Raw genomic sequence first — 17914 nt, 5'->3', positions numbered from 1 at the left:
CCGAAGCATAACTACTACCATCAAAGGTGATCAGCGATGACCACTTGCGGCGCCGGATGCGGCCGTGGGGGCGCGCACCGGGCTGATGGAGCCTGCCGCGAGAGGTCAGCGCTTGAGCGTCTGAACCCCGTCCGTTGTGCCCAGCAGCAGGACGTCGGCCGGGCGGGCGGCGAACAGCCCGTTGCTGACCACGCCCACGATGTTGTTTATCTGCGCTTCGACATCCGGGGCGAAGCCGATCATGAGATTGTGCACGTCAAGGATGACGTTGCCGTTGTCGGTCACCACACCCTCACGGTAGACGGGGTCGCCGCCCAGCTTGACCAGTTCGCGCGCGACGTGGCTGCGGGCCATCGGAATTACTTCCACCGGCAGGGGAAATTCGCCGAGGCGTTCGACCAGCTTGCTGCCATCGGCGATACAGATGAAGGTGCGGGCCACTGCAGCGACGATCTTCTCGCGGGTCAGGGCTGCGCCGCCGCCCTTGATCAGCTCCAGATGGCTGTTGGTCTCGTCGGCACCGTCGACGTAAAACTCCAAATCCGCTACGGAGTTCAGGTCGTAGACCGGAATGCCATGGCCTTTCAGGCGCTCGGCGGTGGCATCGGAACTGGCTACGGCGCCGTCGAAGAATCCTTTGTGTTTGGCCAGCAGATCGATGAAGAAGTTGGCGGTGGAGCCAGTGCCGACGCCGACGATGCTGCGGTCGGTGAGCTGCGGCACGATGAGGTCGACAGCGGCCTGGGCGACGGCCTGCTTGAGTTGATCCTGGGTCATGGCGTAAAGGTCCGGTCGGTAAGTAAGTCGTGGGGCGAGAGTATAGCGGGGGCTCGTCAGCGGGTCTTGCCTGCGAGACTGTACGGCTGTTTTGTGCGCGGATTGCCGGTGGTCGCGGCGTTTTTCGCAGAGTAGACTCGTCTGCCCCGCAAGGCCCGCCAAGATAGCTCACGATGCTCGAACAGTATGTCAAGAAGATCCTCACCTCGCGCGTCTATGACGTTGCGGTGGAAACCCCGTTGCAGCCTGCCCGCCAGCTTTCTGAACGGCTGGGTAATCAGATTTTGCTGAAGCGCGAAGATCTGCAGCCGGTGTTCTCCTTCAAGATTCGCGGTGCCTATAACAAGCTGGCACAGCTGTCACCCGAGGAGCTGGCGCGCGGCGTGGTTACTGCGTCGGCCGGTAACCATGCGCAGGGCTTGGCCCTGGCGGCCCGTGAGCTGGGCATCAAGGCGACCATCGTCATGCCGCGCACCACGCCGGAACTGAAGGTGCAGGGCGTGCGTGCACGTGGAGGCAAGGTGGTGCTTCACGGGGATGCCTTTCCCGAGGCGTTGGCCTACTCACTGAAGTTGGTCGAGGAAAAGGGTTACGTCTATATCCACCCCTACGACGACCCGCACGTGATTGCCGGGCAAGGCACCGTGGCGATGGAGATCCTTCGCCAGCATCAGGGTCAGCTTGATGCGGTCTTCGTGCCGGTCGGTGGGGGCGGCTTGATTGCTGGCGTCGCTGCGTACATCAAATACCTCAAGCCAGACATCAAGGTCATTGGCGTCGAGCCGGACGATTCCAATTGCCTGCAGCAGGCGATGGCTGCGGGCGAGCGTGTGGTGCTGCCGCAGGTGGGTTTGTTCGCCGATGGGGTGGCGGTGGCGCAGATCGGTCAGTACACCTTCGACATCTGCCAGCACTACGTCGATGAGGTGATCACGGTCAGCACCGATGAGATCTGCGCGGCGATCAAGGACATCTACGACGATACCCGCTCAATCACCGAACCAGCAGGTGCGCTGGCAGTGGCCGGTATCAAGCGCTATGTGGAGCGCGAGGGCATTGAGCATCAGGTGCTGGTCGGCATCGATTCCGGCGCCAACGTGAATTTCGATAGGCTGCGTCATGTGGCGGAGCGCGCTGAGCTTGGCGAGAAGCGCGAGGCGATCATCGCGGTGACCATTCCCGAGGAGCCTGGCAGCTTCAAGGCATTCTGCGAGGCCATCGGCAAGCGCCAGATTACCGAATTCAATTACCGCTACCACGAAGACCGTGAGGCGCACATCTTTGTCGGTGTGCAGACCCATCCGGAAAACGATCCGCGGATGGCCTTGGTGGATGGGTTGCGGGCGAAGGGTTTCCCCGTGCTTGATCTCACTGACAACGAACTGGCCAAGCTGCACACCCGGCACATGGTCGGGGGGCACGCCTCTGGCGTCAGTGATGAAGTGGTCTATCGGTTCGAATTCCCGGAGCGTCCGGGCGCGCTGTTCAACTTCCTCAACAATCTCGGCGGGCGCTGGAATATTTCGATGTTCCACTACCGCAATCACGGCGCGGCTGACGGGCGGGTGGTTGCCGGCCTGCAGGTACCTGCCGAAGACCGTCACCTGTTGCCGGCCGCACTGGACAAGATCGGCTATCGCTACTGGGACGAAACAGACAATCCGGCCTACCAACTTTTTCTCGGCTGACCAGCCGTACCGCGGGGATCGATGGAACATTACCAACTGCTGAACATGACGCACGCCGCTCTGGCGATTCTCCTCACGCTGGGGCTGATTGCCCACATCATCATGCTGTGGAAAGCCTGGCGGCGGGCCGATCCGGTGGTGCTGCAGAACAAGCTGCGCCGCACCCGGTTGATGTCGCTGCCATTGCTGGCGGTGTTTGCCTTGTTGCTTCCGGTGACCGGCTGGTGGCTGGCGCACCTGGCAGGTTTTCCGCTCGGTCAGCTATGGTTGCTGGCCAGCTCGGTGCTGTTCTTGGTTCTGGTGCCACTAGGCCTGCTGCTCAGCGGCCGCCTGCGTGCCTGGCAAGCGCTGGGCGATGCCCCAGCGCCGGCGCGCCTGCCGCGCTTTGCGCTGGTTTATGCGGGTCTGATCCTGCTGATTTTGGTCGCCATCATGGGTTTGATGGGCGCCAAGCCGGTCTAAGGCTGAGGTCAGCGCAGGCTGATGATGCGCCAGCCGCGTTGCTCGGCGATGCCCTTCAAGGTCGGGTCCGGATCGACCGCTACCGGATGGCTGACGCGCTCCAGTAGCGGCAGATCGTTGCGCGAGTCGCTGTAGAAATAGCTGTCATCCAGGCTCTGGTCATTTTCCATGAGCCAGCGTTCAATGCGCGTCACCTTGCCCTCCTGAAAACAGGGCACGTCGGTCAATCGACCGGTGTAGTGTCCCTCTTGCATCTCACACTCGGTGGCCAGCAACGTATCGACGCCCAGGCGCTTGGCGATTGGCCCGGTAATGAAGCGGTTGGTGGCAGTGATGATCACCACCCGGTCGCCGGCTTCATGATGCCGACGCACCAGTGCCTCACCCTTGGCCAGGACGATGGGCTCGATGTGGTCGCGCATGAACTCGGCGTGCCACTGCTGCAGCTGCGGCATCTCGCTGCGGCCCAGCAGCTCCTGGCAGAAATTCTGATACTCCTGAACATCCAGCGCGCCGGCTAGATAGTCCTGATAAAAGGCATCGTTGCGGGCGCGATACGCCTCGGCGTCGACCAGCCCGCGCTGGCAGAGAAACTCGCCCCAGGCGTGGTCGCTGTCACCGGCCAGGAGGGTGTTATCAAGATCGAAAAGAGCCAGGCGCACGCTGCGTTCCTCGGGGGATAAAGGGGGGTGAAGCATAGCGGTATCGCTCGATAGATGGCAGCCGGCGAGCGTTCGGATCGAGGATCGGAGCCGGTAGATCAATGGCTTCCATGCGCGCTTTCTGCTTTTCACGTTTTTGTGGAACAATGCCGCGATATGCGTTTGCGAGGTTGTATGCCGTGATCGACTCCGATGGTTTTCGCCCCAATGTCGGCATCATCCTGACCAATGATGTCGGGCAAGTGCTGTGGGCCCGGCGGATTAATCAGGATGCCTGGCAGTTTCCGCAAGGCGGAATCAACCCGCGCGAGACGCCGGAGGAGGCGCTCTTTCGCGAGTTGAACGAAGAGGTCGGCCTGGAAGAGCAGGACGTCAAGATTCTCGCCTGCACCCGTGGCTGGCTGCGCTATCGCTTGCCTCAGCGGCTGGTGCGTACTCATAGTCAGCCGCTGTGTATCGGTCAGAAGCAGAAATGGTTCTTGCTGCGCCTTACCGGTGCCGAAGACCGGGTTCGTATGGATCTGACCGGCAAGCCCGAGTTCGACGGCTGGCGCTGGGTCAGTTACTGGTACCCGTTGGGGCAGGTGGTCACCTTCAAGCGCGAGGTTTACCGTCGCGCCTTAAAAGAACTCGCTCCGCGCCTCCTGGCGCGGGACTGACGGGAGAAAGCCCCTGAGCATGCTCGGCACGCTGCGCAAGATCGTCCAGGAAGTAAACGCTGCCAAGGACCTCAAGGCGGCCTTGGGCATTATCGTGCTGAGAGTTCGGGCGGCCATGGCCAGCCACGTCTGCTCGGTCTACCTGCTCGATCCCGAATCCGGGCGTTTTGTCCTGATGGCCACCGAAGGCCTGAACAAGAAGGCCATCGGCAAAGTCAGCATGGCGCCGAATGAGGGTCTGGTCGGTTTGGTTGGCACGCGCGAGGAACCGCTCAACCTGGAGCATGCGTGTGAGCATCCGCGCTATCGCTATTTCGCTGAAACCGGCGAAGAACGCTACGCCTCCTTTCTCGGCGCACCGATCATCCACCACCGGCGGGTGATGGGTGTTCTGGTCATCCAGCAGAGAGAACAACGCCTGTTCGACGAGGGTGAAGAAGCCTTCCTCGTAACAATGAGTGCACAGCTCGCCGGTGTTATCGCTCATGCCGAGGCGACCGGGTCGATCCGCGGCCTCGGCCGGCAGGGCAAGGGCATCCAGGAAACCCGCTTTATCGGTATTCCCGGCGCGCCTGGCGCGGCAGTGGGTACCGCTGTCGTCGTTCTGCCACCCGCTGACCTCGATGTGGTGCCGGACAAGACGATTGAGGACATCCCGGCTGAACTGGTGCTGTTCGAGGCTGCGCTCGAAGCAGTGCGAGCCGATATGCGTGCGCTGTCCGAAAAGCTAGCGACCCAGATGCGCAAGGAAGAGCGTGCGCTGTTCGACGTCTATCTGATGATGCTGGATGACTCCGCACTCGGCGGCGAGGTGTCCAAGGTTATCCGCACGGGCCAATGGGCCCAAGGCGCGCTGCGTCAGGTCGTCAGCGACCACGTCGGCCGTTTCGAAATGATGGACGATGCCTACCTGCGCGAGCGCGCCTCGGACGTCAAGGACATCGGCCGACGTTTGCTCGGCTACCTGCAGCAGGCCCGCCAGCAGACCCTGACCTACCCGGACAACACCATTCTGGTCAGCGAGGAGCTGTCCCCGGCGATGCTCGGCGAGGTGCCTGAAGGCAAGTTGATGGGCATGGTTTCGGTCCTCGGCTCTAGCAACTCACACGTGGCGATCCTGGCGCGGGCCATGGGAATTCCCACGGTGATGGGGGCGGTTGACCTGCCATATTCGAAGGTCGATGGCATCGAGCTGATCATCGACGGCACCCGTGGCGAGATCATCACCAACCCGGCCAAGGTCCTGCGCGAGCAATACCTGGTTCTGGCCGAGCAGGAGCGGCAGCTGTCCGAAGGGCTCGACGTGCTGCGCGAGCTGCCATGCGAGACCACCGATGGTTTGCGCATCCCGTTGTGGGTGAATACCGGTCTGCTCGCCGATGTGGTGCGCGCGCAGGAGCGCGGCGCCGAAGGCGTGGGCCTGTATCGCACCGAAGTGCCCTTCATGATCAAGGAGCGCTTCCCCAGCGAGAAGGAGCAGATGGCGATCTACCGCGAACAGCTGCAGGCCTTCCACCCGCTGCCAGTGACCATGCGCAGCCTCGACGTTGGCGGCGACAAAAGCCTGCCGTACTTCCCGATCAAGGAAGAAAACCCCTTCCTTGGATGGCGCGGGATTCGCGTCACCCTTGATCATCCGGAAATCTTTCTGCTGCAGACCCGCGCCATGCTCAAGGCCAGCGCCGGGCTGAACAACCTGCGCATTCTGCTGCCCATGATCTCTGGCACCCGCGAGCTGGAAGAGGCACTGCACCTGATCCATCGTGCCTGGGGCGAGGTACGCGATGAGGGCACCGACGTCGAAATGCCGCCGGTGGGCGTCATGATCGAGGTGCCAGCGGCTGTCTACCTGACCCGCGAGCTGGCGCGTCAGGTCGACTTCCTCTCGGTAGGCTCCAACGACCTGACTCAGTATCTGCTGGCGGTGGACCGCAATAATCCGCGCGTCGCTGACCTGTACGATTACCTGCACCCGGCTGTGCTCGAAGCGCTGCAACGGGTGGTTCGCGAGGCCCACGAGGAAGGCAAGCCGGTCAGCATTTGTGGTGAGATGGCCGGCGACCCCGGTGCCGCCATCCTGCTGCTGGCGATGGGCTTCGACAGCCTGTCGATGAACGCCACCAACCTACCAAAGGTGAAGTGGATGCTGCGTCAGATCAGTTCGGTTACGGCAAATGAGCTGTTGGCCAAGGTGATGAAGATGGACAGCCCGCAGGTCATCCACGCCACCGTGCAGCTGACGCTGCGCAATCTCGGTCTTGATCGCATGGTTAATCCATCTGCCGCGATCTAACCCGACACCTTTGCGGGCTCAGTTGTCGTCGGCGGCAGGTCTATCTCTGTTTCACCGCTCACACCCTTCGCGTCGAAACGGCGCTCGGTCATGCTCATGGAACCGTCCGCGCGGCGGACCAATAGGGTGATGGCACGGGTGCCGTAGTCCGGACTGGCAATGAACGCGCTCGACAGCAGCTTCTCCATCTCATGCGAGATGCCGGTAGTGGGCAGTTCGGCATCCTCGGCGGGCCGTGAGTCGCTCATGATCTCAAGCAACCGGTCGCGTTTCGGCGCACCGAGGCAGGCCTCTATCGCCGATCGAGTGCTCAGCAGCTTTGGCCAGGGCGTATCCAGGGCGGCATTGGACAGACCGTACACGCCTGGCGATAGAGCGCGGGGCGTTGCTTCCTTTGAATTGAGATACCAGAGCTCGGTGAGATTCCCGACCAGTAGGTTGAAGCCGGAATACTGACCGAGACGGCGGGTCAGCTCCTGCAGATAGTGCGCCGGCGATTGCGCGCCCCGCAGGAAGCTTTCGGGCAGCTCGCCTCGCGAGCGCTCGCCAAGAGGGGCGCCGGGCGCACGAATATTGGTCAGCGCAGCGAAGCGTCCATCCGTGGTTACACCCATCCAGGTGCCGCCTGCCTGCAGGTCGCGACCGGCTACGACCTGCGGCGCGTCGTTCCAATGCCCCAGCGGCAGACTGGGGCGCGCATGAAATTCGTCACGGTTGGCGGCGACGATCAACGGCTGTGCATGGCCGGGGCGCCAGGCGAATACGATCAAGCACATGAGAAACCGGACTCAGTAGCAAGGACGCGTCGAGGCTAGACGAAAACGCAGCGCCCACGCCACATCGGCAGGACGCTGGTTACGTTTCAGAGGATTGCCGCGTTCCGCCCCGCTAGCGTTTTTCCGCTAACATGCCGCTTTGTTTTTCAAGGTGGCTCGATGGAGTTCGCGCTTTATCTGCTTCTGGGCGGATTCGCTGGTGTACTGGCAGGGCTGTTCGGTGTCGGTGGTGGCCTGATCATCGTTCCGGTGCTGGTGTTCAGCTTTACAGCGCAGGGCTTCGACCCACAGATCCTTACCCATCTGGCAGTCGGCACCTCGCTGGCAACCATCGTCTTTACCTCGATGAACTCGATTCTGACGCACCATCGCAAGGGCGCCGTGCAGTGGCCCGTGGTGCTCTGGCTGACGCTTGGCATTCTGTTCGGCGCGGCGCTGGGAAGCCTGACGGCGGCGTCGATTCAAGGCCCGCTGCTGCAGAAGATCATCGGTTTGTTCGCCATCGCCATGGCGGTGCAGATGGGTTTTTCACTGCAGCCAAAGGCCAGTGCCGGTGTACCGGGCCGGCCAGTGCTGGCCGCTGCAGGCGCAGTAATAGGGTGGGCATCGGCCATCTTCGGGATCGGCGGCGGTTCGTTGACCGTGCCCTTCCTCAGCTGGCGCAGCGTACCGATGCAGCAGGCAGTGGGCACCTCGGCAGCTTGCGGTTTGCCGATTGCCATCGCCGGTGCATTGAGCTTCGCGGTTGTTGGCTGGCACGATGCGCATCTGCCTGACTGGAGCGTCGGCTACGTCTATTTGCCAGCGCTGGTCGGCGTCGCCATCACCAGCATGTTCTTTGCCCGTGTCGGCGCTAATCTGGCGCATCGATTGTCCGCATCAATGCTGCGGCGCCTGTTCGCGCTGCTGTTGTTGGGCGTAGGTATCAATTTCTTGATCTGAGGAAAACCCGGATGCTGCCTTATCCGCAGATAGACCCTGTGGCCGTGTCGCTTGGCCCGCTGCAAATCCACTGGTATGGCCTGATGTACCTGTTCGGCATCGGCGGTGCCTGGCTGCTGGCATCGCGTCGGTTGCACCGTTTCGATCCCACCTGGGACAAGGACAAGCTTTCCGACCTGGTGTTCTGGGTGGCCATGGGCGTGATCGTCGGCGGTCGGCTGGGCTACGTACTGTTCTACGATCTGGCGTCCTATATCAGCGATCCGACGCTGATCTTCCAGGTCTGGAAGGGTGGCATGTCGTTTCATGGTGGTCTGCTGGGCGTACTGCTGTGCACCTGGATATTCGCCCGGCGCAACGGCAAGAAATTCTTCGAGCTGATGGACTTCATTGCCCCCTTTGTCCCCATTGGGCTGGGCGCCGGGCGCATCGGTAATTTCATCAATGCCGAACTCTGGGGCAAGGCGACCGATGTGCCTTGGGCGATGGTCTTCCCGACCGATCCGCAACAGCTGGCGCGGCACCCGTCGCAGCTCTACCAGTTCGCCCTGGAAGGCGTGGCCCTGTTCGTCATTCTCTGGCTCTACTCGAGCAAACCGCGGCCGACCATGGCGGTGTCCGGCCTGTTCGCCGTGTGCTACGGCATCTTCCGCTTCATTGTCGAATTCGTTCGCGTACCCGACGCCCAGCTCGGTTACCTGGCGTTTGGCTGGCTGACCATGGGGCAGGTGCTGTGCATCCCCATGATCCTAATCGGTCTTGGCATGATTGCCTGGGGCTACCGTCACGAGCCGGTAAAGGCGGCCGCCTGATCGCACACCGTCCGGCTTCGTCGCCATGAGCGCGACAAGCCGGACGTCGGCTTTTACTATTTGCAGCATTTCTCTCACCGCGCCCCGGCGCCCGCTTCGAGCCCATCGATGAAACAGTATCTCGACCTGATGCGCCATGTGCGCGAGCACGGCACCTTCAAGAGCGATCGCACCGGCACTGGCACCTATAGCGTATTTGGTCATCAGATGCGCTTCGACCTGGCGGACGGTTTCCCGCTGGTGACGACCAAGAAGTGCCACCTGAAATCTATCATTCACGAACTGCTGTGGTTCCTGCAGGGCGATACCAATATCAAGTACCTGCAGGACAATGGGGTGCGGATCTGGGACGAGTGGGCCGACGAGAACGGTGAGCTCGGCCCGGTCTACGGCTACCAGTGGCGCAATTGGCCGGCGCCCAACGGCGAGTCGGTCGACCAGATCAGCAAGCTGGTGGAGATGATCAAGAAAAACCCGGATTCGCGGCGCCTGATGGTGTCAGCCTGGAACCCGGCGCTGGTCGATCAGATGGCGCTGCCGCCATGCCATGCGCTGTTCCAGTTCTATGTGGCGGACGGCAAGCTCAGCTGCCAGCTCTACCAGCGCTCGGCTGACATCTTCCTCGGAGTGCCCTTCAACATCGCCAGCTACGCATTGCTGACGCTGATGGTGGCGCAGGTGTGCGACCTGCAGCCCGGTGAATTCATCTGGAGCGGCGGTGATTGCCACCTCTATGCCAATCACCTGGAGCAGGCCGACCTGCAGTTGACCCGCGAGCCGCTGCCGCTGCCGACCATGAAGCTCAACCCCGAGGTAAAGGATCTGTTCGCCTTCCGCTTCGAGGACTTCGAACTGGTCGGCTACGAAGCCCATCCACACATCAAGGCCCCGGTTGCCGTCTGAGACGCCCTTGCTCTATTGCCCGCCCAGGTAGCGTGCCTGCATGTCCGGCCAGCGGGGGCTGTTGGTGATATCCAGAATCGCCTGGCTCAGCCGCTCCCGGTACGGGCTGCCAGCGCGCACGGCAAAGGCATAGGATTGATCTTCAAAGGTGCCGGGCAGCAGTCGTAAGTCCTCGCCCTGCCGCTCGGTGTTTCGGTACTGAAGGATCGGCTGGTCGTAGACGACAGCGTCGGCCTCTCCATCGATCACGGCTTGAATCGCCTGACTGAGGTCGGAAAAGGCGGTGGTGCGCACGCGGTGGTGCTGTAAATAGTCGGAGCTGACGGTGCCGTCTACCGTCGCTACGTGAGCGCCGCGCAGATCGTCCGGCCCTTGCAGCCCGCTTTTCAGGCTGCCAACCGTCAAGGTACTGGTCACGGCCGCGGTGAAGGTCGACACCATGATCAATGCAGCGAACATCCAGACAATGGCGATCAGGCGACCGCCGAGGGTAACCGGCGCCTTGTCACCATAGCCGACGGTGGTCATGGTGACCGCTGCCCACCAGAAGCTGTTGCCTAGCCCCTCGACCGAACTGCCGCCGAACTGCTCGCGGTTGCGCCGGCGCTCGAACAGCCAGAGCAGCGCGCCGACCAGCAGCAGTAACGCGCCCAGGCCCAGCACCAGGCTCGCGAATTGCCAGGAAAACAGGGCTCGAACGGCGCCCCAGCCACTGCCCTGCTGGGCTGGCGGAACGCCGATTGCCAGCCCCGTGCGGTAGAACGGGTGGGTGAAATCCACCAGCGCCTCGCGCTCGGCGGTCATGGTCAGCGCGCCGACCACCACATCCAGCTGATCCTGCTGAAGTCCTGGCAGCAGCTGATCGAACGCCATGGGCTGCAATTCGTAGCGATATCCGGCCTGCTCGGCGATGGCTTGCCACAGATCGATACTGATGCCGCTCCAGCGGCCATCGGCCTCCTGAATGACGAAGGGCGGCACCTCTGTGATGCCCACACGCAACACCTCGCCTTGTGACTGGGCAGTGGCCTGCTGACTCAATAAGGCGAACAGCAAAACGATCAGAAACCTCGGCACATGACTTTCCTCGTTGTCGTTATGCGCCAAGGGTAGCAAAGCTAGGCGGGAGCACTGCGGCGCCTTCGGTCCAGGAAAGTCGCCAGAGTGCCATCTGCGTTGTATAGACTCCGGTGAAACCATGATCAGAGGACGGAGCATGCGACGGGTCGTATTCAATCAAAAGGGCGGTGTCGGCAAGTCCAGCATTGCCTGCAACCTGGCTGCAGTCAGCGCAGCGCAAGGCTATCGCACGCTGCTGATCGACCTGGACGCGCAGGCCAATTCCAGCCATTACCTCACCGGCCTGACCGGCGACGAATTGCCGACGGGGATCGCCGACTACTTCAAGCAGATCCTGGCGGGAGGGCCCGCAGGGAAAAAGGCTCGCCCACCGATCACCGAAACCCGCTTCGAAAACCTGCACCTGATTACCGCCACCGCCGAATTGGCCGATCTGCAGCCCAAGCTCGAAGCCAAGCACAAGATCAACAAGCTGCGAAAGCTGCTGGAAAGCCTCTCTGAAGAGTACGAGCGCATCTATCTGGACACGCCGCCGGCGCTGAACTTCTTTACCCTGTCGGCCCTGATAGCTGCGGACCGCTGCCTGATACCGTTCGACTGCGACAGCTTTTCCCGGCAGGCGCTGTACAGCCTGCTCGAGGAAATCGAGGAGCTGCAGGAAGACCACAATGAAGCGCTGCGAGTCGAAGGTATCGTCGTCAACCAGTTCCAGCCGCGCGCGGCCCTGCCGCAGCAGATGATCGACGAACTGCTGGCCGAGGGGCTACCCGTACTACCGGTGCACCTGATGAGTTCGGTGCGCATGCGTGAGTCGCATCAGGTATGCACGCCGCTGATCCACCTCGACCCACGGCACAAGCTGACGCAGCAGTTCGTCGAGTTGCACGCATATCTGGAAAACGCGGGCTGATCGAAATTCACGGACTGCTTTTTCGCGCCTCGATGCGGCGGCCAAGGCGCGTCGCTCTTGTTTAGCGCTAAACGTCGCAAGGTTTTGTGCAGGCGCAACCGCAGCGCGCAGCGGGACGGTTCCGTCAGAGTTGTCCGCTCGCAAAATCTATTGGCCCGCCCGGGCGTCAGTGAGCGATCAGCACGTCGCAGGGGGGCTGGTCGAGATACTCTCGTGTAAGGCTGCCGAGCAGCGCTTCGCTCATCGTGCCACGGCTGTGGCTGCCCAGTGCCAGGAGTTGTGGTTGCACCGCCGCAATGGCCGAGTCTAGACAATTGTTGCGCTCACCGTACCGTAAGCTCGACTGCAACTGGGCACCGGTATCGGCCAAGTTCCGGCGAAGATCCGCGACAAGCTGATCGAAGAGTTCGTGCTGCAGCGTCAGCTCGGCTGATTCCGGCGGGCGCACTTCCGATGACTCATAGATATTCAGTGCGGTGAGAGCACTCCCGGCGGACATCAGCTGCCACGCCGACTGCAGTGCGCGACTGGCGCAGCCGGAGTAATCCAGCGCAGCCAGCGCGCGTGAGTAGGGGGCTGCCGGCGTGACCGCCAACAGTAGCGGCGCGGGGCAGCGCTGCAGGACTTGCTCCAGCGTGGTGCCGGCGAAGCCTTGCGGCGACTGCCGGTGGTGGCGGCCCATTATCAGCAAGTCGATTTCCAGCCCAGCGGCTTGGGTAAGAATTTCCTCGGCTGCGCGACCCTCGCGGATCCAGGGCTGCAGCTGAGCAAGGCCGTGGCGTTCAAGCGTTGTGTGCAGATAAACCTGTGCATGCTGCTGCTCCTTCGCGTCCGGCTGGCCTGTCAGAACGTGCAGCACGCTCAGTCGGGCTCCGGTTTGCTGCGCCAACTGCGCCGCGCGGCTCAAGGCTAGGTCGGCCTCGGGGCTGAGATCGTGGGCGACAAGAATATGCTGAACCATGGCGGCCTCGCGGTTTGCTGAGCGAAATGGCTGCAGTATGCCGGGCAGATCCAGGCGTTGTCCTGATCAGGAGCAGGTGTCCTTTGTGTGCACAAAAAAGAGGCTGGCCGCCGCTTTGATCTGGAACGCTTTTTTCATCGGGCTGCTGACGCTATGCTGGCGGCCATTCATGCAGGAGCGAGTGATGAGCAAGGTCAGTGTGCTGGTGGTGGATGACGCACCCTTCATTCGGGATTTGATCAAGAAAGGGTTGCGTAGCCACTTCCCGGGGATTCGTATCGAGGACGCTGTGAACGGGCGTAAGGCCCAGCAGATGCTCGATCGCGATTCTTTCGACCTGATCCTCTGCGATTGGGAAATGCCGGAAATGTCCGGCCTTGAACTGCTCACCTGGTGCCGCGCTCAGGAAAAGCTCAAAACCACCCCGTTCATCATGGTCACCAGCCGTGGCGACAAGGAAAACGTGGTGCAGGCGATCCAGTCCGGTGTGTCCGATTTCATCGGCAAGCCATTCTCCAACGAACAATTGACCACCAAGGTCCGCAAGGCCCTTGGAAGGGCCGGCAAGCTCGGTGCGTTGGCTGCCAGCGCACCAGCACGGCCGACCAACACCGGCATGGCTAACGATTCCTTGGCTGCGTTGACGGGCGGTAAGGCTGAAGTCATCAAGCCGGCATCCGCTGCGGCGGCCGTGTCACCGGCGCCCGGTTTCGCCGCGCCGCTCGTGCAGCCGGGCGCAGCCAAACCAACAGCAGCCAGTGGCGGTCGCGGCCAAGGCCAGCTGCGCCTGGCGAGCGGGACGCTTGCGTGCGTCATCAAGGCCCTCAGTCTTAAAGAGGGGCTGCTAGTGGTCAGGCGCGGTGAGACGCTACCGCAGGTGCTGGAGAGCGCAGTGCTCGATCTGGAGCAGGGCGAAGGCGGGGAGGTGGCGCGCCTCAATGGCTATCTGCACGCGGTCGCAGCGCTGGAACCCAAGCCGGACAGTGAGTGGCTGCAATTGACCTTTCGCTTCGTCGATCGCGATCCGCAAAAGCTCGATTACCTGTCCCGGCTGATCGCTCGGGGCACCGCTCAGCGTCACTTCGTGCCGGGCGCTTAAGGACCGCCGAGGCGGTTGAGAATGCGAGCAGTGCGACCGACTGTCCGAAAAACCCATTGATGCGATGAACCATTTCACAGGCTGACAGTCGGTGGCTCGCGCTTACACCGCTGCGCTGTTAGTCTGCCGTCCTCTGACACATAACCACATGAAGTCTGCCGTTATGTTGGGGCGCACCTTTCTTGCTCTTGGGTTGTTCTGGCTGGCCATGCCTGCCTCGGCCCTCACCATCTACAAGTACACCGACGCCAACGGCGTGGTCACCTACAGCGACCAGGCTGCACCGGGTGCGCGCGTGTTCACCTTCAGTGATCGAATGGTCGAGAAGCTCGACACCCAGGTAAAGCTGGAAACCCGCAAGCATGCCGGCGGCGAAACCCTCGTGGTGCGCAACGACCTGTTCGCCCCGGTCGATGTGGAGCTCAAACTGACGGGCGTGCAGAACGCCGTCGGCGCACCGGACAAGCCAATCCGCTGGGTGCTGCCGCCGCGCAGCCAGATCCGCCTGGCGACCCTGGCCCCACTCGACCCTTCCAAGCCGCTGAAATACACCCCCAAGCTGCGCCACGCGCTCGGCGATCCACGCCTGTTACCCAAGCCCTACAAGTATCCGCTGCCCTGGCGCGGCGGCCCGTTCCGCCTGACTCAGGGCGCCAACGGCAAGTACAGCCACTTCACCCCGAAAGGTCGGTACGCCGCCGACATCGCCATGCCCGAGGGTACGCCGATCATCGCGGCGCGGGGCGGAATGGTGGTCAAGATCGAGAACGCCCAGAGCGGACGAGGCAACAACCCGGCCGGTAACTTCGTCCGTGTGCTGCATGATGACGGCACCATGGGCGTCTACCTGCACCTGATGAAAGGCTCGGTCAGTGTTGGCGAAGGTCAGCGCATCGAAGCCGGTTCCCTGCTGGCGCGCTCGGGCAATACCGGCAACAGCACCGGCCCGCATCTGCATTTCGTCGTCCAGCGCAACGTCGGCCTGGCGGTCGAGTCGATCCCCTTCGATTTCGCCCAGCCAGTCAACAGCCTGCCGAATTTCGCGGTTGGTGGGGACTAAGGGTAGCTGCAAGCTCCTAGTCATGGGTCGAAAGCAAAAGCCCGACGCTAGCGCTCGAACCGCAGCTGAAAGCTAGCTGGCCTATTCCTGCTTCAACACCTTGGCCAACACGATCTTCGGGCCGCGCATCTTCTTGACCACGATCTGCAGATCGTCGACCAGCAACTCCTCGTTTTCTTCCGGGACGCGCTTGAGGGTTTCGTAGATCAGCCCTGCCAAGGTGTCGGCCTCGATATGGTCCAGGTCGATACCGAGAAGGCGCTCCAGCTTGAACAGCGGCGTGTCGCCGCGCACCAGCAACTTGCCAGGCTGATAGGCGAGGATGCCGCGCTCGGTCTTGCGATGCTCGTCCTGAATGTCGCCGACCAGCACTTCCAGCACGTCCTCCATGGTCAGGAAGCCCACTACCTTATGGTCGCCCTCTTCAACCAGCACGAAGTGCGCTCCGCCTTGGCGGAATTGTTCCAGCAGCACGTTGAGCGGCAGATAGCGCGGCACCCGTTCCAGGGGTCGCAGTATGTCGCTGAGCACGAAGTGCTGGGCCAACTGGTCGTCGCTGGCTAACGCCAGCAGCAAGTCCTTGATGTGCAGCAGCCCGATGTAGTCACCCTGCTCGCTGTCATATACAGGGTAGCGGCTGTACTTATGGCGGCGGATCACGTCGAGGATTTCTGCCAGCGAGGCACTGTGTTCCAGCTGAACCAGGTCCTCCCGGGAGTTGGCCCAGTCCGCCACCTCCAACTCACTCATCTCGACTGCCGAGGCGAGCACTTTGATGTCCTGGTTGGCCGGGTCCAGGGCACGGTTCGAATGCAGGATCAGCTTCAGCTCTTCGCGGCTGTAGTGGTGTTCATGATGACTGCCGGGCTCACCCTGGCCGGCTACCCGAAGAATCGCGTTGGCGCTGGCGTTGAGCAGGTAGATGGCGGGGTACATCGCCCAATAGAACAAGTACAGCGGTGCGGCCGTCCACAGCGAAAGCAGCTCGGGCTTGCGGATCGCCCAAGACTTGGGCGCCAGCTCACCGATGACGATATGCAGATAGGAAATGATGAAAAACGCCGTGAAAAAGGCGATGCCATGCACGACCGCCGGGGACTGGATGCCAACGGCAGCCATGACCGGCTCCAGCAAGTGAGCAAAGGCCGGCTCACCGACCCAGCCGAGACCCAGGGAGGCGAGGGTAATTCCCAGCTGGCAGGCCGAGAGGTAGGCATCCAGCTGACTGTGCACTTTGCGCAGGATATGCCCGCGCCAGCCATGCTGCTTGGCGATGGCCTCGACCTTGGTCGCGCGCAGCTTGACCATGGCGAACTCGGCCGCCACGAAGAAGCCATTGAGCAAGACCAGGAAAAGTGCAAACAGAATCATGCCGAAGTCGGCGAAATAGGATGAAGCGGCGTAACTAGCGGGGGAAGGGTCCATTAGGGTGTCGGGTAGTCGAAGACGGCCCAAGGATGGGGCCGGCCCGGGGTTATTTCAAGGCGCCATTGGGCGTCAGGTTTCGGCCGGCCGCGCAGCGGTCACTGCACCGTGGCCTGGCTCAACGGGAAGTGGCAGGTGAAGGTGCTGCCCTTGCCGGGCGTGCTGTTGATGTCCAGGCGGCCTTGATGGCGCAGCAACACGTGCTTGACGATCGCCAGGCCGAGGCCGGTGCCGCCGGTGTTGCTGGCGCGACTGGAATCGACTCGGTAGAAGCGTTCGGTCAGGCGCGGCAGATGCTTGGATTCGATGCCGATGCCGGAATCCTGCACCGCCAGGTGGGCGCCGTGTTCGTTGCACCACCAGCGAATATGCACTTCGCCATGGTCTGGCGTGTATTTCACGGCATTGAACACCAGGTTGGAGAAGGCACTGCGCAGTTCGCTCTCGCTGCCTTTGAGCAGCAGGGTTGGGTCTGCTTCCAGCAATATTCGATGGTTGCGCTCGGCCGACAGTGCCTGGGCGTCGCCCTTGATCGACTGCAGCAATGTCGCGACAGCTACCGGCTGTGAGTTGGTCGGTGGATTGGTTGCCTCCAGCTTGGCCAGCAGCAACAGGTCGTTGAGCAGGTGCTGCATGCGCCCGGCCTGCTGATTCATCTGGTTCAGCGCACGCGGCCAGCGGGCGGGCATTTCGTCGGTATGTTCGAGCATCGTTTCCAGATAGCCGGCGATCACCGTCAACGGCGTACGCAGCTCGTGGGATACGTTGGCCACGAAGTCCTTGCGCATTTGTTCCAGCAGATGCAGCCGGGTGATGTCGCGCACCACCATCAGGTGCTCGCTGTTGCCGTAGCGGGTGATGGTGACCTGCAGCCAGAGCCTGTCGTTGACGGGCGAGGACAGCTCCAGTGGCTCTTCGTGGCGTCCTTTTTCGAAGTATTCCTTGAAGCTTGGGTGGCGCACCAGGTTGGTTACCGGATGGCCGGTATCCTGCGGCTTCTTCAGGCCCAGCAGGCGCTCGGCAGCAGGGTTCCACCACTCCAGATTACCGTCGCTGTCGAGCATGATCACCGCATCCCTGAGTGCAGTGGTTGAGCCCTGTACCCGGTCGATCACCGACTGCAACTGGGCGCGCAGACGCAGGTCGCGGCGCTGGAGCTGGTACAGGTTGTCGAAGATTTCGCCCCAGATGCCATGGCTGTCTGGCGGCGGCTGGTCGGTCTGATCGCTCTTCAGCCACAGCAGCAAACGGCGGATCTGGCGCAGGGTCCAGGCCAGGTAGCCGGTGAGGCCGATGACCAGCGCCCAGGCATATTCGCCTGTGACCAGGCCCGCCAGCAGGCATCCAGCCAATATCAACAGCAGGCGGCGCACCAGGGCGCCTTGCCAGTCTTGATTCACCGCTA

The 17914-nt window shown here is 62.1% G+C and carries 17 protein-coding genes; 10 read left to right on the top strand and 7 right to left on the bottom strand.

The window, feature by feature from the left end:
• Positions 1-105 precede the first annotated feature (105 nt).
• Complete coding sequence (gene rpiA, locus ALTERO38_RS18465; RefSeq protein WP_159969267.1) at positions 106-777, bottom strand: ribose-5-phosphate isomerase RpiA; 672 nt, start codon at positions 775-777, stop codon at positions 106-108.
• Between the two features lie 173 nt (positions 778-950).
• Between rpiA and ilvA the strand changes: the two genes are divergently transcribed.
• Positions 951-2465, top strand: coding sequence for a threonine ammonia-lyase, biosynthetic (ilvA, locus tag ALTERO38_RS18460; protein WP_148923958.1), 1515 nt, complete (start codon positions 951-953; stop codon positions 2463-2465).
• Between the two features lie 21 nt (positions 2466-2486).
• The gene (locus ALTERO38_RS18455; protein WP_102837786.1) at positions 2487-2927 is read left to right on the top strand and encodes a DUF2269 family protein; all 441 of its coding nucleotides are present in this window, start codon (positions 2487-2489) and stop codon (positions 2925-2927) included.
• Between the two features lie 8 nt (positions 2928-2935).
• On the opposite strand, the gene ALTERO38_RS18450 is transcribed toward ALTERO38_RS18455, so the two are convergent.
• Positions 2936-3589 (bottom strand): HAD family phosphatase, encoded by a 654-nt coding sequence (locus tag ALTERO38_RS18450; RefSeq protein WP_159969266.1) that lies wholly within the window; start codon positions 3587-3589, stop codon positions 2936-2938.
• A gap of 179 nt (positions 3590-3768) precedes the next feature.
• Here ALTERO38_RS18450 and ALTERO38_RS18445 point away from each other — a divergent pair, with 179 nt between their 5' ends.
• Positions 3769-4248, top strand: a complete 480-nt coding sequence (locus ALTERO38_RS18445) for an RNA pyrophosphohydrolase (RefSeq protein WP_102837835.1) — start codon at positions 3769-3771, stop codon at positions 4246-4248.
• A gap of 19 nt (positions 4249-4267) precedes the next feature.
• Positions 4268-6541 (top strand): phosphoenolpyruvate--protein phosphotransferase, encoded by a 2274-nt coding sequence (ptsP, locus tag ALTERO38_RS18440; protein ID WP_159969265.1) that lies wholly within the window; start codon positions 4268-4270, stop codon positions 6539-6541.
• Here the strand turns inward: ptsP and ALTERO38_RS18435 are convergent.
• Positions 6538-7317 carry an NRDE family protein gene (locus ALTERO38_RS18435; protein ID WP_159969264.1) on the bottom strand — a complete coding sequence of 260 codons (780 nt, stop codon included), beginning with the start codon at positions 7315-7317 and terminating at the stop codon, positions 6538-6540. The two genes, ptsP and ALTERO38_RS18435, sit on opposite strands and share 4 nt — an antisense overlap.
• A 159-nt stretch (positions 7318-7476) precedes the next feature.
• Here ALTERO38_RS18435 and ALTERO38_RS18430 point away from each other — a divergent pair, with 159 nt between their 5' ends.
• The 3 genes from ALTERO38_RS18430 (at position 7477) to ALTERO38_RS18420 (ending at position 9974) form a co-directional block, all read left to right on the top strand.
• Positions 7477-8259 carry a sulfite exporter TauE/SafE family protein gene (locus ALTERO38_RS18430; RefSeq protein ID WP_159969263.1) on the top strand — a complete coding sequence of 261 codons (783 nt, stop codon included), beginning with the start codon at positions 7477-7479 and terminating at the stop codon, positions 8257-8259.
• 11 nt (positions 8260-8270) lie between these two features.
• The gene (gene lgt, locus ALTERO38_RS18425) at positions 8271-9071 is read left to right on the top strand and encodes a prolipoprotein diacylglyceryl transferase (RefSeq protein ID WP_159969262.1); all 801 of its coding nucleotides are present in this window, start codon (positions 8271-8273) and stop codon (positions 9069-9071) included.
• A 108-nt stretch (positions 9072-9179) separates the two neighbouring features.
• Positions 9180-9974 carry a thymidylate synthase gene (locus tag ALTERO38_RS18420; RefSeq protein ID WP_159969261.1) on the top strand — a complete coding sequence of 265 codons (795 nt, stop codon included), beginning with the start codon at positions 9180-9182 and terminating at the stop codon, positions 9972-9974.
• 12 nt (positions 9975-9986) lie between these two features.
• Here ALTERO38_RS18420 and ALTERO38_RS18415 read toward each other — a convergent pair whose 3' ends face one another.
• The gene (locus tag ALTERO38_RS18415) at positions 9987-11051 is read right to left on the bottom strand and encodes a transporter substrate-binding domain-containing protein (RefSeq protein ID WP_256663918.1); all 1065 of its coding nucleotides are present in this window, start codon (positions 11049-11051) and stop codon (positions 9987-9989) included.
• Positions 11052-11190: 139 nt separating this feature from the next.
• Between ALTERO38_RS18415 and ALTERO38_RS18410 the strand changes: the two genes are divergently transcribed.
• Positions 11191-11964, top strand: a complete 774-nt coding sequence (locus ALTERO38_RS18410) for a ParA family protein (protein ID WP_159969260.1) — start codon at positions 11191-11193, stop codon at positions 11962-11964.
• Between the two features lie 166 nt (positions 11965-12130).
• Here ALTERO38_RS18410 and ALTERO38_RS18405 read toward each other — a convergent pair whose 3' ends face one another.
• A complete protein-coding gene (locus ALTERO38_RS18405) occupies positions 12131-12925 on the bottom strand; it encodes a universal stress protein (RefSeq protein WP_159969259.1) in 795 nt (264 codons plus the stop codon).
• A 184-nt stretch (positions 12926-13109) separates the two neighbouring features.
• Here ALTERO38_RS18405 and ALTERO38_RS18400 point away from each other — a divergent pair, with 184 nt between their 5' ends.
• Both ALTERO38_RS18400 and ALTERO38_RS18395 read left to right on the top strand, forming a co-directional pair.
• A complete protein-coding gene (locus ALTERO38_RS18400; protein ID WP_102837834.1) occupies positions 13110-14024 on the top strand; it encodes a response regulator in 915 nt (304 codons plus the stop codon).
• A gap of 163 nt (positions 14025-14187) precedes the next feature.
• Positions 14188-15084 (top strand): peptidoglycan DD-metalloendopeptidase family protein, encoded by an 897-nt coding sequence (locus ALTERO38_RS18395; protein WP_102837776.1) that lies wholly within the window; start codon positions 14188-14190, stop codon positions 15082-15084.
• 81 nt (positions 15085-15165) lie between these two features.
• Here the strand turns inward: ALTERO38_RS18395 and ALTERO38_RS18390 are convergent, their stop codons facing one another.
• Positions 15166-16509: a hemolysin family protein gene (locus ALTERO38_RS18390; RefSeq protein ID WP_159969258.1), complete on the bottom strand. Its 1344-nt coding sequence runs from the start codon at positions 16507-16509 to the stop codon at positions 15166-15168.
• 98 nt (positions 16510-16607) lie between these two features.
• Positions 16608-17909, bottom strand: coding sequence for a phosphate regulon sensor histidine kinase PhoR (gene phoR, locus ALTERO38_RS18385; protein ID WP_159969257.1), 1302 nt, complete (start codon positions 17907-17909; stop codon positions 16608-16610).
• Positions 17910-17914 lie beyond the last annotated feature (5 nt).

The sequence above is a fragment of the Pseudomonas sp. 9Ag genome, assembly GCF_902506445.1.
Classification (GTDB): Bacteria; Pseudomonadota; Gammaproteobacteria; order Pseudomonadales; family Pseudomonadaceae; genus Stutzerimonas; species Stutzerimonas stutzeri_AB.
This window is presented reverse-complemented; position numbering and strand designations above follow the sequence as displayed.

Bases quoted from the DNA above. Each gene is read 5' to 3' on its own strand.
- rpiA (WP_159969267.1), bottom strand. From the start codon at position 777: ATGACCCAGGATCAACTCAAGCAGGCCGTCGCCCAGGCCGCTGTCGAC.
- ilvA (WP_148923958.1), top strand. From the start codon at position 951: ATGCTCGAACAGTATGTCAAGAAGATCCTCACCTCGCGCGTCTATGAC.
- ALTERO38_RS18455 (WP_102837786.1), top strand. From the start codon at position 2,487: ATGGAACATTACCAACTGCTGAACATGACGCACGCCGCTCTGGCGATT.
- ptsP (WP_159969265.1), top strand. From the start codon at position 4,268: ATGCTCGGCACGCTGCGCAAGATCGTCCAGGAAGTAAACGCTGCCAAG.
- ALTERO38_RS18435 (WP_159969264.1), bottom strand. From the start codon at position 7,317: ATGTGCTTGATCGTATTCGCCTGGCGCCCCGGCCATGCACAGCCGTTG.
- ALTERO38_RS18430 (WP_159969263.1), top strand. From the start codon at position 7,477: ATGGAGTTCGCGCTTTATCTGCTTCTGGGCGGATTCGCTGGTGTACTG.
- lgt (WP_159969262.1), top strand. From the start codon at position 8,271: ATGCTGCCTTATCCGCAGATAGACCCTGTGGCCGTGTCGCTTGGCCCG.
- ALTERO38_RS18420 (WP_159969261.1), top strand. From the start codon at position 9,180: ATGAAACAGTATCTCGACCTGATGCGCCATGTGCGCGAGCACGGCACC.
- ALTERO38_RS18410 (WP_159969260.1), top strand. From the start codon at position 11,191: ATGCGACGGGTCGTATTCAATCAAAAGGGCGGTGTCGGCAAGTCCAGC.
- ALTERO38_RS18405 (WP_159969259.1), bottom strand. From the start codon at position 12,925: ATGGTTCAGCATATTCTTGTCGCCCACGATCTCAGCCCCGAGGCCGAC.
- ALTERO38_RS18400 (WP_102837834.1), top strand. From the start codon at position 13,110: ATGAGCAAGGTCAGTGTGCTGGTGGTGGATGACGCACCCTTCATTCGG.
- ALTERO38_RS18395 (WP_102837776.1), top strand. From the start codon at position 14,188: ATGTTGGGGCGCACCTTTCTTGCTCTTGGGTTGTTCTGGCTGGCCATG.
- ALTERO38_RS18390 (WP_159969258.1), bottom strand. From the start codon at position 16,509: ATGGACCCTTCCCCCGCTAGTTACGCCGCTTCATCCTATTTCGCCGAC.